General features: G+C 36.1%; 20 protein-coding genes and 1 riboswitch. Of the genes, 11 read left to right on the top strand and 9 right to left on the bottom strand.

Features of this window, described 5'->3' with window-relative positions; genetic code table 11:
• Nucleotides 1-14 precede the first annotated feature (14 nt).
• On the bottom strand, nucleotides 15-662 hold the full coding sequence (gene spoIIM / locus CQZ94_RS05785) for a stage II sporulation protein M (protein WP_002111637.1): 648 nt from the start codon (nucleotides 660-662) through the stop codon (nucleotides 15-17).
• A 126-nt stretch (nucleotides 663-788) separates the two neighbouring features.
• On the opposite strand from spoIIM, the gene CQZ94_RS05780 reads away from it, so the two are divergent.
• Nucleotides 789-1,340, top strand: a complete 552-nt coding sequence (locus CQZ94_RS05780) for a GNAT family N-acetyltransferase (protein WP_105584617.1) — start codon at nucleotides 789-791, stop codon at nucleotides 1,338-1,340.
• A 23-nt stretch (nucleotides 1,341-1,363) separates the two neighbouring features.
• Here the strand turns inward: CQZ94_RS05780 and CQZ94_RS05775 are convergent, their stop codons facing one another.
• Nucleotides 1,364-1,903 carry an NUDIX domain-containing protein gene (locus CQZ94_RS05775; protein WP_002014941.1) on the bottom strand — a complete coding sequence of 180 codons (540 nt, stop codon included), beginning with the start codon at nucleotides 1,901-1,903 and terminating at the stop codon, nucleotides 1,364-1,366.
• A gap of 74 nt (nucleotides 1,904-1,977) precedes the next feature.
• Between CQZ94_RS05775 and mciZ the strand changes: the two genes are divergently transcribed.
• Nucleotides 1,978-2,112 (top strand): Z-ring formation inhibitor MciZ, encoded by a 135-nt coding sequence (mciZ, locus tag CQZ94_RS05770; RefSeq protein WP_000870297.1) that lies wholly within the window; start codon nucleotides 1,978-1,980, stop codon nucleotides 2,110-2,112.
• 82 nt (nucleotides 2,113-2,194) lie between these two features.
• Nucleotides 2,195-3,109, top strand: a complete 915-nt coding sequence (locus tag CQZ94_RS05765) for an aldo/keto reductase (RefSeq protein WP_105584616.1) — start codon at nucleotides 2,195-2,197, stop codon at nucleotides 3,107-3,109.
• Between the two features lie 260 nt (nucleotides 3,110-3,369).
• On the opposite strand, the gene CQZ94_RS05760 is transcribed toward CQZ94_RS05765, so the two are convergent.
• The 3 genes from CQZ94_RS05760 to CQZ94_RS05750 form a co-directional block, all read right to left on the bottom strand.
• Nucleotides 3,370-4,197, bottom strand: a complete 828-nt coding sequence (locus CQZ94_RS05760; RefSeq protein WP_105584615.1) for an aldo/keto reductase — start codon at nucleotides 4,195-4,197, stop codon at nucleotides 3,370-3,372.
• Between the two features lie 132 nt (nucleotides 4,198-4,329).
• Nucleotides 4,330-4,854, bottom strand: coding sequence for a GrpB family protein (locus CQZ94_RS05755; protein ID WP_105584614.1), 525 nt, complete (start codon nucleotides 4,852-4,854; stop codon nucleotides 4,330-4,332).
• 68 nt (nucleotides 4,855-4,922) lie between these two features.
• Complete coding sequence (locus CQZ94_RS05750; RefSeq protein ID WP_105584613.1) at nucleotides 4,923-5,186, bottom strand: YqkE family protein; 264 nt, start codon at nucleotides 5,184-5,186, stop codon at nucleotides 4,923-4,925.
• Nucleotides 5,187-5,397: 211 nt separating this feature from the next.
• Here CQZ94_RS05750 and CQZ94_RS05745 point away from each other — a divergent pair, with 211 nt between their 5' ends.
• Both CQZ94_RS05745 and CQZ94_RS05740 read left to right on the top strand, forming a co-directional pair.
• Entirely contained in the window at nucleotides 5,398-6,987 is a 1,590-nt protein-coding gene (locus tag CQZ94_RS05745) for a bifunctional metallophosphatase/5'-nucleotidase (RefSeq protein WP_105584612.1), read from the top strand.
• Nucleotides 6,988-7,156: 169 nt separating this feature from the next.
• Nucleotides 7,157-7,603: a ferritin-like domain-containing protein gene (locus tag CQZ94_RS05740; protein WP_105584611.1), complete on the top strand. Its 447-nt coding sequence runs from the start codon at nucleotides 7,157-7,159 to the stop codon at nucleotides 7,601-7,603.
• Nucleotides 7,604-7,657: 54 nt separating this feature from the next.
• On the opposite strand, the gene CQZ94_RS05735 is transcribed toward CQZ94_RS05740, so the two are convergent.
• Entirely contained in the window at nucleotides 7,658-8,134 is a 477-nt protein-coding gene (locus tag CQZ94_RS05735) for a ribbon-helix-helix domain-containing protein (protein ID WP_105584610.1), read from the bottom strand.
• A 131-nt stretch (nucleotides 8,135-8,265) separates the two neighbouring features.
• Between CQZ94_RS05735 and CQZ94_RS05730 the strand changes: the two genes are divergently transcribed.
• Both CQZ94_RS05730 and CQZ94_RS05725 read left to right on the top strand, forming a co-directional pair.
• A complete protein-coding gene (locus tag CQZ94_RS05730; RefSeq protein WP_105584609.1) occupies nucleotides 8,266-9,264 on the top strand; it encodes an alpha/beta fold hydrolase in 999 nt (332 codons plus the stop codon).
• Between the two features lie 119 nt (nucleotides 9,265-9,383).
• Nucleotides 9,384-10,703, top strand: coding sequence for a Na+/H+ antiporter family protein (locus tag CQZ94_RS05725; RefSeq protein WP_105584608.1), 1,320 nt, complete (start codon nucleotides 9,384-9,386; stop codon nucleotides 10,701-10,703).
• 25 nt (nucleotides 10,704-10,728) lie between these two features.
• Here CQZ94_RS05725 and CQZ94_RS05720 read toward each other — a convergent pair whose 3' ends face one another.
• Nucleotides 10,729-11,655 (bottom strand): LacI family DNA-binding transcriptional regulator, encoded by a 927-nt coding sequence (locus CQZ94_RS05720; RefSeq protein WP_105584607.1) that lies wholly within the window; start codon nucleotides 11,653-11,655, stop codon nucleotides 10,729-10,731.
• A gap of 114 nt (nucleotides 11,656-11,769) precedes the next feature.
• The gene (locus tag CQZ94_RS05715; RefSeq protein ID WP_105584606.1) at nucleotides 11,770-12,246 is read right to left on the bottom strand and encodes a GNAT family N-acetyltransferase; all 477 of its coding nucleotides are present in this window, start codon (nucleotides 12,244-12,246) and stop codon (nucleotides 11,770-11,772) included.
• Nucleotides 12,247-12,328: 82 nt separating this feature from the next.
• Here CQZ94_RS05715 and CQZ94_RS05710 point away from each other — a divergent pair, with 82 nt between their 5' ends.
• Nucleotides 12,329-13,252 (top strand): alpha/beta hydrolase, encoded by a 924-nt coding sequence (locus CQZ94_RS05710; protein WP_105584605.1) that lies wholly within the window; start codon nucleotides 12,329-12,331, stop codon nucleotides 13,250-13,252.
• A gap of 10 nt (nucleotides 13,253-13,262) precedes the next feature.
• On the opposite strand, the gene CQZ94_RS05705 is transcribed toward CQZ94_RS05710, so the two are convergent.
• Nucleotides 13,263-13,508: a DUF2552 family protein gene (locus CQZ94_RS05705; protein ID WP_098776611.1), complete on the bottom strand. Its 246-nt coding sequence runs from the start codon at nucleotides 13,506-13,508 to the stop codon at nucleotides 13,263-13,265.
• Between the two features lie 139 nt (nucleotides 13,509-13,647).
• On the opposite strand from CQZ94_RS05705, the gene CQZ94_RS30840 reads away from it, so the two are divergent.
• From CQZ94_RS30840 to ribE, 3 genes are all read left to right on the top strand, one after another.
• A complete protein-coding gene (locus CQZ94_RS30840) occupies nucleotides 13,648-13,854 on the top strand; it encodes a CDGSH iron-sulfur domain-containing protein (RefSeq protein ID WP_001151582.1) in 207 nt (68 codons plus the stop codon).
• Nucleotides 13,855-14,044: 190 nt separating this feature from the next.
• A riboswitch (FMN riboswitch) is annotated at nucleotides 14,045-14,188 on the top strand.
• 309 nt (nucleotides 14,189-14,497) lie between these two features.
• Nucleotides 14,498-15,610, top strand: coding sequence for a bifunctional diaminohydroxyphosphoribosylaminopyrimidine deaminase/5-amino-6-(5-phosphoribosylamino)uracil reductase RibD (gene ribD / locus CQZ94_RS05695; protein WP_105584604.1), 1,113 nt, complete (start codon nucleotides 14,498-14,500; stop codon nucleotides 15,608-15,610).
• Nucleotides 15,592-16,236 (top strand): riboflavin synthase, encoded by a 645-nt coding sequence (gene ribE / locus CQZ94_RS05690; protein WP_105584603.1) that lies wholly within the window; start codon nucleotides 15,592-15,594, stop codon nucleotides 16,234-16,236. Before ribD ends, ribE begins: the two co-directional genes overlap by 19 nt.
• The last annotated feature ends 1 nt before the right edge of the window (nucleotide 16,237 follow it).

Below are 16,237 nucleotides of genomic sequence, written 5' to 3'. Positions count from 1 at the left end.
TTCTCAAAAAGTATTTATTGTTTGTTAATAGCCTCCACAACTTCTTTCATTAAAACTGGTGATGCATACGCTTCGACACTGGAAGCAATAGCTAATACCGCTCCAATCACGAGAAAAAAGCATGTATAGCGAATTAATAACGGTAATAGTGGCTCAGTTATTTTCCGGATAAATTGATGCCTAATCATTCTCAAGGAAAAGCTTGCAGCAATTGTTGTCATTACGAGAAATACAGGAATTATAATTAAATTTTGTGGCAATACAGATACAAATGCTAATAATAGTCCATTCCATCCGTGCTGACTTACTAAAAAACCTACTGTAAATCCAACAACTACCCCTTTTAAAAATAGTAAGATAAAAATGAGCGGCAACCCAATAATTGAAATCCCCAAAATCCAAATAAAGCCGATATATTTTAATTGCGAAAAGTAACTTTCTCGAAACATTTCGCCTGCGACAGCAAATTCTCCTTTAGAAACTTGTCCAAAAAAACGCTGTAAATAAAATGATAAATCTTGCTTTTGGTTTATTTGTAAACTATTCACAAGAATCGCTCCAAATATTACTCCCATCAGTAATAAAACCGCATTAAATATATATAGTGAAGAATTTTCCTGTATGTGAGACATTACACGGTCTTGCCACGTTTTTCGCCACATTTCCCTTCCCTCCGTTCACACTCTTACTAAAAATGTATGAAAGAAAGAAAAAAAGTATGACGAATTAACATTGAAATTCCGCTCTACTTTGCTAAACTAAAAAGTAGAGAATAGGAGGGATTTCTCTTGAAACCATTATTATTAGATTTTCCAACATTATTTCAAACTGAGCGCTTGCAAGTACGTAAGCCGTTTCCAGGTGATGGCACAGAAGTATATGAAGCAATCCAAGCTTCTCTAGAAGACTTATTACCATGGATGCCAATTACAGCTGAAACAGAAGAGCGTGCTGAAGAAATTGTTCGCGAAGCTCACGGACAGTTTTTACTTCGTGAAACACTTGATTTCCACTTATACGATAAAGTATCTGGTACATTCATCGGAGCTATTACTCTCAAGCCTGAAAACTGGGATATTCCAAAGTTTTCACTTCACTTCTGGCTACATAGCGCTTATACAAAGCATGGCTATATGACAGAAGCCATTAAAGGTGCGATTCAATTTGCATTTGATAAACTAGGTGCTAGAAGAATTGAAATTCGTACTGATGCAACAAATATAAACGCATGTAACTTAGCAGAACGTCTAGAATTTATTTTAGAAGGTACAATGGAAAATGATTTCCTAGCACCCGATGGCAACTTACGCGATGCACGTGTATATGCAAAAATCAACTAAAAACACTCGCCTTAGGCGAGTGTTTATTTTTGTAATTGTAAATATTGTACTGCAAACATCGTCTTAGCATCATGTATGCGAAGGTCTTTCATAAGATCAATCGCTTCTTCTAATGACACTTCCATTAATTCCACAAATTCATCTTCATCTAAAGCTGCTTTATTTTCTTTTTGTTTTAATCCTGTCGCTTTATATACATATAAAATCTCATCTGCAAAACCAGGTGATGTATAGAAAGATGTAATAAGCTCCATATTTTCACATACATATCCTGTTTCTTCTTCTAATTCACGAACTGCTGTTACCTCTGGCTTTTCCCCAGGTTCTAACTTCCCAGCAGGAATTTCCACAATTGCCTTTTCGAGAGCTTTACGATACTGCTCAACGAGTACAATTTTCCCCTCATCAGTAATAGCAATAATAGCAACTGCCCCAGGGTGATTTACGATTTCACGTTTACTCATTTCTCCATTTGGTAATACTACATCATCAACACGAACTTTTATAACTCTACCATCAAAAATCGGTTCAGTTTTTACTGTTCTTTCTGCAAGATTACTCATACTACTTCATCTCCCTGTTCTATTTCCTAATCGTTCTTCATACATTTTACCACATTGAAAGGAGCGTGATAGAAATGAAAGTTTACATTTTACCAAATCGCGTCACTTTAGTCGGCAAAGCATGGCAAATTCGTCATAAGCTAAAACAATATGGCAAAGAGTATACAACTGTACAAGAGTGGATTACAGCAAATAAAGTGAAACTTTAATCAGAGGGGGTTTGCGGAACAAAAAGTAAACGTTTGTCAACCTCCTTCCCCTTTCGTACAATAAAGATAAGGAGGTTGACCTATGAAAAAACGTCAATTAGGAAACTCAGATTTATATGTTACGGAAATCGGATTTGGCTGTATGTCTCTCGGTACATCTGAGGCTGAAGCTATGCGTATTATCGATGAGGCAATCGATTTAGGAATTAACTTTTTTGATACAGCGGACTTATACGATTATGGATTAAATGAAGAATTTGTTGGAAAAGCCCTGAAAGGAAAACGCGACCAAATTGTTCTTACAACAAAGGTTGGAAATCGATGGACAGAAGAAAAAAACGGTTGGTCTTGGGATCCTTCTAAAACTTATATAAAGGCCGAAGTAAAAGAGAGTTTACGAAGACTTCAAACAGATTATATCGATTTATATCAACTGCATGGCGGGACGACTGAAGATGCTATAGATGAAACAATTGAAGCCTTTGAAGAATTGAAAAAAGAAGGTATTATTCGTCATTATGGTATCTCTTCTATACGTCCAAATGTCATTCGTGAGTATGCAAAACGTTCAAATATCGTTAGTGTATTAATGGAGTACAGCCTTTTAAATCGTCGTCCTGAAGAATGGTTCCAGGCGCTTAATGAACATCAAATTAGTGTCATCGCACGCGGACCACTTGCGAAAGGCATTTTAACTAACAACAATGCAAGCAAGATAGAAAGAGTAAAGGAAAAAGATTACCTCTCCTATTCTTATGATGAATTACATACAACACTCGCGAGTGTAAAAGAAATTATAGGAGAAAAATCTTTAACTGGATCGGCCATTCAATACTGCTTACATAATGAAGCTGTTGCATCTGTTATACCTGGTGCAAGCTCTATTCAACAGTTGCAAGCAAATATACATGCTGGGGAACAAACGTCTTTAACAAAAGAAGAATATACACAACTTCAGCAAATTGTTAAATTTGATACATATACATTACATCGTTAAAAAAACGTTATCGTACAGGTCATAGCCATCAAGTTAAAAAAGAAGGTGTCCCAAAAGCTCATTAAAAATGACCTTTTGGAGACACCTTCTTTGTATTGATCTTTATATAGATGAGAAGTTGTTTTATGAACTGATTTAACGTTATGTTTATCTACTGAGAATAAACGATTATTATTTTTCTTATTTCGAACTAAAATTAATTGATTTGTAGCGTTCGGGCAACTTTCCCACCACTTTCTATAACCGTACAGATAGCGTTTTTATAACGTATCATATTTATCAGGATTCGTTCCTACATGTAAATTACGATTTAACGTATTAATTTGATCCATCTCTTCTTCAGTTAATGAGAAATCAAAAATAGTAAAGTTCTCTTTAATACGAGATGGCGTAACAGATTTAGGAATAGTCACAATCCCACTTTGAATATCCCACCTTAATATAACTTGTGCAGGTGACTTTTCATATTTTTTAGAAATAGCCTGAATAATTGGATGCTGGAATACTTCGCCGCCTCTCATTAAAGGACTCCACGCTTCCATTTGAATTTGCTCACCTTGACAGAAATCACGCAATTCAAATTGCGCTAACATTGGATGAAGTTCAACTTGGTTTACCATCGGCTTCACTTTGCAATTTGGTAATAACAGTTCTAAGTGATGTTTATGAAAATTAGAAACACCAATGGCACGCACTTTACCTTCTTCATATAGCTTTTCTAGAGCACGGTATGTATCAACATACTTCCCTCTGATCGGCCAATGGATTAAATATAAATCTACATAGTCCATTTGTAATTTCTTTAAACTTTTTTCAAACGCCCGAAGAGTCTCCTCGTACCCTTGGTCATCGTTCCAAACTTTCGTTGTAATAAACAAGTCTTCTCGCGAGATTCCTGATTCACGAATCGCCTCTCCGACACCGCTTTCATTTTCATATACAGTCGCTGTATCAATCGAACGGTATCCAACTTCTAACGCTGTTTTTACTGCTTGTTTTACTTCGTCGCCTTCTTTCGCTTTATAAACGCCTAAACCAATCATCGGCATTTTCACGCCGTTATGAAGTGTAGTTGTTGGAATATACACAGTCGTTCTCCCTTTCATCCTTACATTTTTTATAAACCACCACTTTATTTCAACAAGATTCATCCAAAAAGTCAAAACATACGTACAGTTTACATAATAATTTTATACACCTTTTAAAAAAATAACGTGAACTCAGCCATTCACGTTATTTTCTATCCATTCTTTCGCCTTTTCATCAACATTACGTACAAACTCATTTTTTCCTTCCGTATACATCGTGCCATCATATGTATATTTTTCCGCTAGTTCTTTCTTTAAAGTCGCATACGCCTCTGCTTCTTCACAATGAGCCATCATGTAATCACGAAACGATAAATGCCTTGTAATCTCAGGATTCCCTTTTTCAAATACGTGCAAGTGATACGAGCGTTTCTCCTCAGTTCCATGAATAAAAAAACGACGACCTGAAATACCATTTTCACCTTTCACAATATAACCAAGCTCGTCAAAGTGTTTGTTCCAATGATCAACTCTTTCAATACTATCTACTTCCATTATCATATCAATGATAGGCTTAGCCGCAAGTCCTGGCACTGATGTACTACCAATATGATGAATTTCCACCGTTTCTGGCATCGCCACTTTTAATCTTTCGGCTTCCATTTGGAATTTCTCACTCCAATGATTTTCGTACGAAACGACTACAATTTTCCTCATTCTAACTCCCCTTTTCTTACAAACTCGTCAAAAAAATGATCAGCGGCATTTCACTGATCATCTTTTTATTATTTAAAGTCTTTCCAAGTAAGGCTACTTTCACTTAAGAGTTCTTCAAATGATTTATTCTTTTCACGTTCTTTTTGTTCCTTACGCTTTCTTTCTTGCTCTGCTGCCTCTTTTTTCTCTTCTCTCACTTGCAACTCTTTTTTCTTATTCTTTAATTGTTGCATGAGCGAATCATTCAATTGATCACCTAGTGTAAGCGATTCTTTCTCTGGTTGGTTCATTTGAGATTGTCTTTGTGTTTGTCTTTGCTTCTTTTTCTTCATGCTGCCCACCTTTTTCTTTTTCCTCCATTATAGAGGATACACAATGAAATCGACAATAAAAAAGGCACATTACTTTCATCATTTCTATCATTTAACTTTTATAAATATGTAAATTTTTCGAAAAAACTAAATTTTATTGTAGCTATAATCCTATTAATCTATTAAAATTATGTCGTATGATGTCAGATTATAAAAAAAGGAGAAATTAATTATGTGGAAAAAAATCATTCCTGCTGTTGCTGTTTTAAGCACCCTTACTTTTTCAAGCGTATTCGCCGCTCCTCCATCTCAGACTCCTGCTGAACAAAACCGATACATAGACGTACAAATGCTTGGTATTAATGATTTCCATGGACAACTAGATACTGTAAAAAAAATTAACAATAAAGAAGCTGGGGGAGCTGATTACTTAGCTACTTATTTAAAAGAACGTAAAAAACAAAATCCTAATACACTTCTTGTACATGCTGGAGATATTGTCGGAGCTAGCCCACCAGTTTCTGCTTTATTACAGGACGAACCGACTATTGAATTTTTAAATGACTTAAAGTTTGATGTTGGTACAATTGGAAATCATGAATTTGATGAAGGCATCGATGAAATGCAACGCCTCATTTACGGTGGATATCATGAAAAAACAGGGAATTTCAAAGGAGCAAACTTCCCTTATGTCGCTGCAAACTTCTATAACAAATCAACTGGCCGCTTATTTTTACCACCATTTACTGTAAAAATGGTAGATGGAGTTCCTGTAGGGTTCATTGGAGTTGTTACAACGGATACACCGAATGTCGTTATGCCAACTATGCTAAAGAATGTACAAATTACTGATGAAGTAGAGGCTATTAATAAATCTACTCAGCAATTAAAACGTCTCGGTGTTAAATCTATCGTAGTCCTCGCGCATGTCGGAGGTACAACTGATGACACTGGTGTAACAAACGGTGACCTTACCCGCATTGCAAATGCAACAGATCCCGAAGTTGATGTTATTTTCGGCGGGCATAGTCATACGTACGTAAACGGTACTGTAAATAATAAACTCATCGTACAAGCGAACTCTTACGGAATGGCTTTCTCAGACGTAGATGTAACAATTGATAGAAAAACAAAAGATATTGTGAAGAAAAAAGCTGAAGTTATTACAACGTACCATGAAGGTGTAGAACCTGATAAACAAGTAAAACAAAAGTTAGATCAATATAAAGAAAAAATTGCACCGCTTGTAAATGAAGTTGTCGGAAAATCTACAGCACCTATCGACCGTAAACAAAACGATGCTGGTGAGTCTACTCTTGGAAATTTAATTGCCGATGCACAGCGCCAAACAATGCAGGCACAAATCGCTCTTATGAATCCTGGTGGAATTCGTAATGATCTAGACGCTGGAGATATTACTTGGGGCGAATTATACGGCATTCAGCCTTTCGGAAACCAATTAATTAAAGTAGATTTAACAGGTCAAGATATTAGTGATATATTAAATCAACAATGGCAAAAAGGCGCAACGAGAATGCTTCAAATTTCAGGTATTCAATACACTTGGGATGCAAATAAACCGAATGGCGAAAAGGTTACTAATATCCGTTTAACAAATGGTGAAGAATTAGTTTCCTCTAAAACGTATAGCGTAGTTGCAAATGCTTTCCTAGCTTCTGGCGGTGATGGATTCGTATCCTTTAAAAATGGAAAAAATGCTGAAACTGGTCCAAACGATTTTGAAGCATTAGTCGATTATGTAAAACAAGTGAAAGAACCAATTCAGCCGATTATTGATGGCCGTATTCAAAAAATCAACTAAATACTATTCAAACTAGTGCGTGACACTCGAAAGAAGAAGCTCCTTTTATATGCAAGGAGCTTCTTCTTTTAGAGTCATACGTATTGACATTCTTCTAGTGCAGTAAAGGATAAGCACATAGCCCCTTGTTTCCTCGTAGTATATAGAAAACTATAATAGGAGGGTTTGTATGTATTTCTATCCAAACAATGACGATACATTATCTCGACAAAACGACAAACTCATTCGTAGTATTGAGAAAGCAATTAACGGAGAATATAACGCCATTCATTGTTATGCTAAATTAGCTAATTTAGCTCCAGACATAAATGAACGAAATCAAATCCTTGAAATTCGGCAAGATGAAATAAAACATTTTCACCAATTTGTACAAATCTACACCCTTTTAACTGGTAAAAACCCTCAGCCACAAATCACTGAAGAATGTCCAACTCTTTATTTGAACGGATTAGAATTCGCTATACAAGATGAGCAACGAACAGTTGATTTTTACTTAGAAATTGCAGACGAAGCGACAAATCAACAAGTGAAAGAAACATTTCGGCGCGCAGCAGCTGATGAACAAAATCATGCCGTTTGGTTCCTATATTACTTTTCGAAACAAAACAAAAAATGAAATGAAATGAAATAAAGGATACACGCTCTTATATGGAACATAGTATCCTTTCTTTTATTTCTCTGGATACGTTTCATGATTAACATCATACCGTTGCAAAAATTCCTGTAGGGCTTCTTCTACAATTTTAGACTTTTGAATCCCTTTCGATTCCGATATAACATCTAGTCTTGCTAATACTTCTGTATTAATCGAAAAGGTTCGTTTCTTTTTCTCTGTGCTCCTACTTATAATTGGAACGCTTACTTCTTCTCTTTTTCTTAGCAATTCATAAATGCTTTGTAATTGTTCATAAATTAATAATTGATAGTCTGTTTTTGCATATTGAAGGGCAGTAGCTTCTTGGATTTGCAAATGACGTGGCTCTTCACCATCACCTATAAAGATACGTTTTTTCTGCTCTCCATCATATTCATATCCAATCACCCTTAATTTCTTTGATAATGTATATGGGCTCATTTCGAGCCGTTTCGCTATAATAGCGATTGATTCGCGTCTATTTAAAGAATCAATAATTTCTCCAATCGTCACATTCTCCCTCCTCTCTTAATCGCCTAAGCTTGAAATCTAACCAGTATGTTATGATACAATGATTTTCTAGTAGTATATGCAAAAGAAAGAGCCTGTGCGATTCATACCATTTAAGAAAAGGAGGTTTACATATGCTTTTTCGTAGCCATACCCCTCGGTTTTATAACGAAAAGAAGCAATTAATCCCTAACAGTATCGCTACGATAGAAAGCGTTATGATTAATGACCGGAAACAATCTCTCCTTATACGCGGACAAAACGTGGAACAGCCTATTTTATTATGCTGTCATGGCGGTCCTGGTATGGCACAAATCGGCTTTATTCGCCATTTTCAAAAAGAGTTAGAAAAGCACTTTATCGTTATTAATTGGGATCAGCGAGGGGCAGGTAAATCCTTTTTATGGCGGGATATCCAAACAAACTTTACGATTGATCAATTTGTTTCAGATGCAAAAGAGGTTATTCAATATCTTCTCAAACGCTTTAATAAGCAAAAATTATTTCTTGCTGGTCATTCTTGGGGGAGTATTATCGGACTACAAATCGCTAATCAATGTCCCGAATATATAGAAGCATACATCGGCATCGGTCAAATCGTACATATGAAGCAAAATGAAGAATTACTATATCAACATTTAATTAGCTCTGCCAAAAAACATGACCATAAAAAGGCATTAGCTTCTCTTTTAAAATTAGGGAAACCACCCTTTTTAGATACGAGACGCCTCATTATTCAAAGAAAGTGGCTTGGTACATTCGGAGGAGCAATCCAAAATGGATCTTCCTTTTCTTTCATACGAAAAGGCTTCTTTTCTCCTGAATATACGCTATTAGATTGGTTCAAATTTCTCGCAGGAAATTTAAAATCCGGAGTTTTATGGGAAGAGATGCTGACAATCGATTTCTTTTCATCTATTTCAAGTTTATCTGTTCCTGTTTATTTTTGTTCTGGTCGCTATGATTATCAAACTCCTTATGCACTCGTTCAACAATATTGCGATATCATTCAAGCTCCTATTAAAAAGATGATTTGGTTTCCAAACTCGGCACATTCTCCAGATTTAGAAGAGCCTGAGTTATTCGCTAAATCTTTACAATCAATTAAACAAGAACTATCTTTTCAACATTAATAACAAAAGGCGCTTTTACATTTCATAGAAAACATTTTATAATGATATGTCGCAAGTATATGTCACTGCAAACACTTGCTTGCCTTAACAGAATAAAAATTAGGGAGATTACATTTATTATGAACGCTGTACTCATCGCAGTAGCAGTCATGCTACTGCTTAGTTTGTTACGTGTCCAAGTCATTGTCGCCATTATCGTTGGAGCTTTAACAGGCGGACTTATCGGCGGACTCGGTATTTCAGAAACAATTAGTACTTTTACAGCTGGTCTTGGGAACAGTGCTCCTATCGCATTAAGCTACGCAATGCTCGGTGGATTTGCTATTTCCCTTTCAAAAACAGGACTTCCTGATGCAATGATCCAATCAGCTTTAAAATGGATTGGCAACGAACAAGACACGAAAAAACAAGTCTATTCTAAAATACTTATATTATTTATCATTTTAACAATGGCTTGTTTCTCACAAAATATTATCCCTGTTCATATCGCCTTCATCCCCATCTTAATTCCCGCACTTTTAAAAGTATTAAATGAGCTGAGGGTGGATCGTAGGCTTGTAACATGTCTTATTACATTTGGGTTAATTACCCCTTACATGTGGGTCCCAGCAGGATTCGGAAAAATTTATCATGACGTATTGCAAACAAATGCTGCGCAAAGCGGTCTTACATTTGATGTCGCACTTATTCCAAAAGCGATGACTATTCCAGCAATCGGTATGATTATCGGATTATGTGTAGCGGTTTTCATTACATACCGAAAACCACGTACATATGAAACAGAACAAATTCATGCTGCACAGAATGAAATCGTTCCCTATACGAAAAGAAGCATTACTTTTGGTTTATTATCAATAATTGCTACATTAACTGTGCAATTAGCAACAGAATCAATGATTTTTGGTGCTTTAGCAGGTATTATCTTCTTATCAGTTAGCGGTAGTCTCCCTCTTAAAGAAGCCGATGCTATTTTAACGAGTGGAATGCGTATGATGTCCTTTATCGGATTTGTTATGATTTCTGCCGCTGGATTTGGCGCTGTTCTTCGAAAAACTGGACATGTTGAATCTCTTGTGCAAACGAGTGCACATATAATCGGAAATAATAAACCGCTTGCTGCATTTCTTATGCTCATTATTGGACTTCTCGTTACGATGGGAATTGGTTCTTCCTTTTCAACCATCCCAATCTTAACAACAATTTTCGTACCGTTATGCGTCCAGCTCGGATTTAGTCCCATGGCTACAATCGCAATTATCGGTACAGCTGGTGCACTAGGTGATGCAGGTTCTCCAGCATCCGATAGTACACTTGGACCAACGTCCGGTTTAAATGCTGATGGTCAGCACCATCATATATGGGATACGTGCGTTCCAACTTTTCTTCACTATAATATACCGTTACTTATATTCGGCTTTATTGCCGCAATTACACTATAAAAGGTGCGTTTTAAAAACGCACCTTTTACTTTGTTGTTTCTCTCTCAATGCATCTAAATTCTGTTTCCACTTCTTCTTGTCCCACTTGTTTCTTCTTTATTTTTCCTATTAACTGCTGAAAAGCTATTTCCCCATTTTCTTCGATATAACTTCCAATCGTCGTTAATGCTGGACTTATCCATTCACCCTCTACACTCCCGTTAAATCCAATGATTTGCAACTTACCTGGTATATGAATATTAAGAGTTTTCGCCGCCCTGATTAGCTCAATAGCGACCTTGTCACTTGAAGCTACAACCCCATCTATGTATGGATGCTTTTGTAACAATTCAAGAAACTGTTGATTCGTATACCCTTGTACAATTTCCTCTCGATAAGAAAGTCCTTCTTTCCAAGCAGTATCTAGAAATCCTGCCACATGCTCTTCCATTTCTTCACTCTCTACTCCCTCACCGATATAAGCAAGAAACTGGCAGCCTTTCTCTTTTAATAAAGAAACAGCTTTCTGTCCACTTTCATAATAGCTCATAAGAGATTGTCGTTCTTCAAGCACAGTGAAAGGAAGTGAGATTTCTCCTATACTTCGAAAAACAGATTTCGTCATTATAACGCCTGCAATGTTATTTTGCTCCAACATATCTATGTATCTATTCTTATTTTCTATATTACAAACTATTACTTGATACCCTTCTTTATATGCTATTTCCTCAACGAAACGGAGCAAAGTGATGTATGATGGATTATGCAAATTATCTACAAGTAATGCAATCATCGTTGAAGGCTGTTTAAATAAAGGCTTTGCTGTAGCATTCGGTCTATAATGTAATTCTTCAATTGCTTTTTTTACTTGTTTCACCGTATCTTCATGGACATATCCTTTTTCGTTAATGACTCTTGAAACGGTTGCGACTGAAACACCGGCCAATTTTGCAACATCACGTATAGTTGCCACATCGTCACCCCTTAATATGGTAATAGATTACAATTTTAAACTAAACCAAAATATAACATTCGTCAAGGTTATTGTTTTATATTTCTGAAAATTGTTACACAACTTCCACTCTACTCATAAAATATACTCCAGCTGAATTTCATGTGAAATCGCGATATTATCATAACCAATAAACGGAATTTCTTTCTTTATTTTTCGTGCTTCCTTTACCGCATCAATATATAAGTTCGTCATCATGAAGTTACGTTTTTGATAAAAACGAAGTGCGTTCATATTATCATTCGTCGTAATGAGCCACACTTTTTTACATTCGTTCTCTTTTGCCACTTGCAACACACAATCCACCAGTTTTGTACCAATCCCCTTCCCTTCCTCAAAACTATTTAACGATACAATTTCACACATGTTTTCTATCACTTTATATGTCAGAATTCCCACTATTCTGTTATTTCTAAGTGCAACAAAACCGGGTAATTCTTCTAATTGATATACTCTGCCTCGAGAGACCATCATTGAGCTTCCCCAGTTTTCACACATAAAATCCTGAATTGCTTCTTTCATTTCTGGTGTAATTTTTTGTATATGAACCATATACGATTTCTCCCCTTTTCACATCATTGTGATACAATGTTAGTGTATCACATGTAGAGGTATTTGGAGGATGAGGTAAAGTATGAAACGTTTTTTTACAGCATTGTTTACTATACTAGGTGCACTAACTGCGATTGGGATTTTCTTTACAAATAAAGTTATGTACTTGAAGAAAAAAACAGAGGAAGAAGTTTTAGAACGCGAAACGAAAAAGCATTTTCATTTGGACGATTTTAAGGCTATTCAAAAAGAAGAGGTTCACATCCCTTCTCAATTCGGATACGAACTTCACGGATATTACATGCCAGCTGGTCATTCCAATAAATTTATGATTTTTTGCCACGGTGTGACCGTAAATAAAATGAATTCCGTTAAATATGCAAACTTATTTTTAAATAGAGGATATAACGTATTTATTTATGATCATCGCCGCCATGGTAAAACCGGTGGTAAAACAACAAGCTATGGCTATTATGAAAAACATGATTTAAAGTCAGTAGTTGACTGGCTAAAAGATCGTTTCGGAACGAATATTACACTCGGAATTCATGGTGAATCTATGGGTGCTGCAACTCTTCTTCAATATGCAGGACTTGTAGAAGATGGTGCTGATTTTTATATTGCTGATTGTCCTTTCTCTGATTTTTATGGACAGTTACAACATCGTTTGAAAGTTGAGTTTCATTTACCAAAATGGCCTTTATTACCTTTAGCAAATGCCTTTTTAAAAGTTCGTGATGGCTATACACTTCGTGAAGTTTCACCAATTGATTGTATAAAAAATATTAACAATCCTGTTCTCTTTATTCATAGTAAAGATGATGACTATATTTTATCTGATATGACGAAATCACTTTATGAAGCGAAAGAAAATAATAAACAGCTTTATATTGCAGAACATGGTGCACACGCTTGCTCTTATAATGAAAATAAAGAAGAGTACGAAGATGCCATCGATCAATTTTTAAACACATATGTAAAAGAAACAAAAAACAGGCTTGCATAAGCCTGTTTTTTTACTGCGCTAAAACGTCTGTAACTTGTTCCATATTTTCAGAAATCCACTTTACTGCCTCATCTAGCGTTGGGAATTCCGTCGTTTGAAAAGTCACCTCATCTTGAAGTAACCAAACATCTTTCGGTTCTTGTCCTACACCTGCGATTGACCAATGAAGTAAACTATATGGATGATTATCATTCAAAAATGATGCCCATGTGCGCTCATTTGCAATATTTTGTAGTGTTCGTAATTTTTTATCCATCTTTCGTCACCTTACTCTAGTCAGTTATAAAAACTATTATAACACTCTCTTCTCTCTCAAACAAAGTGCTCTTTTTATATTGTCAAGTACTCTCCCTAATTATATGATGAGATTAAGCGTTTAGAAAGGAGGGATAACGTTGGCAAAAGTACAAATTAAAGTAAATGATAATGGCTCTTTTCGCGTTACAGGGGACGTGGAATTAGTCGATTCACAAGGGAATGTATTCCCAGCAAAACCGGCATTTTCTTTATGTCGTTGTGGTCTATCAAAAAATATGCCTTATTGCGATGCTTCGCATAAGGGAAAATTCGAATCTGTTGTTAGAGCACCAGAGGCAGAGTAATTTTGGACGTAACATGCACATTTTTTTGTGCATGTTTTTTCTTTTGATCAACTCCTGTATAGCCCTTTCCCTTACAACATTTCTATTACGTTTATCTCCCTTCAGACCTACATCTATTTTCAAACAATTCTTCACATTCGAATGTTTTTTACTATGCTTTTTTCTTTTTTGTGCTATAATGTGAGCAAACAACATCCTTCGGGGTCGGGTGAAATTCCCAACCGGCGGTGATGAAGCGTAAGCTTCTAAGTCCGTGACCCGTTTTCAACTCGAAAACGGTGGATCTAGTGAAACTCTAGGGCCGACAGTATAGTCTGGATGGGAGAAGGATATGTTTTCTAGTAATTATATATAGCGAATACACTTTTATTTCAGTATGCATATTTTTAAAGGTTCATTTTGAATCTTTATATATGTTTTATTTTGTATACTTATGTTTCTATACTGAAATAAAAAGATACGACTAGCGTTTGAAAAATTCGATATTTTGCTAGGTTTTTTCCTTATGCCAAAATATCAGTCATCGTTAGGTTTCTTTCCTATACTTTCGTATTCGAACTATATTTCTAGAAATCACGTCTCCCAAACCCCAAGGATATAAAATCCTTGGGGTTTTTTGATTTTTTCAGGAGAGGTGAAGAGAATGACAGATCAAGAATATATGAGGATTGCCTTGCAGTTAGCACAAGGTACCTCCGGACAGACAAGTCCAAATCCTATGGTTGGTGCTGTTGTTGTAAAAGATGGAAACATCATAGGAATAGGAGCTCACTTGCGTGCTGGTGAAGAACATGCTGAAGTTCATGCACTTCATATGGCTGGTGAAAAAGCAAAAGGTGCTACCGTTTATGTAACACTTGAACCGTGTAGCCATTTTGGAAAAACACCACCTTGCTGTGAATTACTCATTGAAAAAGGAGTCCAGCAGGTTGTAATTGCTACCCTTGATTGCAATCCACTCGTTTCTGGTAATGGAACAAGGAGATTGGAAAAAGCTGGGATAAAGGTAACTACTGGTGTTCTTGAAGCGGAAGCAACTTTATTAAATCGATACTTTTTTCACTATATGAAAACGAAACGGCCATTTGTAACAATAAAAACAGCAATGAGCTTAGATGGAAAAACAGCGACTGTAACGGGGGAAAGTAAGTGGATTACAGGAGAAAAAGCACGTGCAGACGTTCATCAGTATCGTCATACTCATGATGTGATTCTTGTCGGTGTGAATACTGTTATAACTGATAATCCACATTTAACGACAAGAATTCCAAACGGAGGTAAACATCCTATACGCGTTATTTTAGATACCCACTTAAGAACGCCGCCATCTTCTCATGTCATAACAGATGGCTTAGCTCCGACATGGATTATTGTCGGTAAGGATGTAAATAAAGAGAAAATAGCTTCTTATGAATCTGAAAATATAACTATATTCCAAATGAAAACGAAGCAAATTGAAATACAAGATGTCCTATCCCTACTCGGTGAGAAACAAATCCTTTCTCTATTTGTTGAAGGTGGTCAAGCGGTACATGCAAGCTTCTTAAAAACAAATAGTTTTAATGAAATCGTGACCTATATAAGCCCGAAATTAATTGGTGGAAAAGATGCACCCACTTTATTTGGCGGAGCTGGTTTTTCAAAGTTGCAAGATGCACTTTCCTTAACAATTCAAGAGATGAAGCAAATTGGTAATGATATAAAAATTGTTGCAACCTTAAAAAGCGAGGTGACGGAATGTTTACAGGAATTGTAGAAGAGTTAGGAACGATATCAAGCATGACTCAAAGCGGGGAAGCAATGAAGCTAACTATTAACGCAAATCAAATTTTATCAGATGTTAAGTTAGGTGATAGTATCGCGGTTAACGGGACTTGCTTAACCGTAACTAATTTTACGACTACTTCATTCACTGTCGATGCAATGCCTGAAACGATGAAAGCAACATCACTTCGTATGCTAAAGCCAAGTGCTAAAGTGAATTTAGAACGGGCAATGGCTGCAAACGGACGATTCGGTGGACATTTCGTCACCGGACATATCGATGGCATCGGTACGATTTTAACTAAAAAACAACATTACAATGCCAACTATTACAAAATAGCAATTTCTGATGAATTACTACGCTATTGTTTGCATAAAGGATCCGTTGCTGTTGATGGCACTAGTTTAACAATATTTGATATAGACGAATCTTCAATTACAATCTCACTCATCCCACACACCGTAAGCGAATCTGTCATCGGAGAAAAAAAAGCCGGGGACATCGTAAACATTGAGTGTGACATGATTGGTAAATATATTGAACGCTTTATTTCAAAGCCCGTAAAAAGAACAGACTCAATGACCGAAAACTTTTTACAAGAAAACGGATTTCTATAAG

The organism is Bacillus sp. MYb209 (assembly GCF_002975175.1).
Classification (GTDB): Bacteria; Bacillota; Bacilli; order Bacillales; family Bacillaceae_G; genus Bacillus_A.
This window is presented reverse-complemented; position numbering and strand designations above follow the sequence as displayed.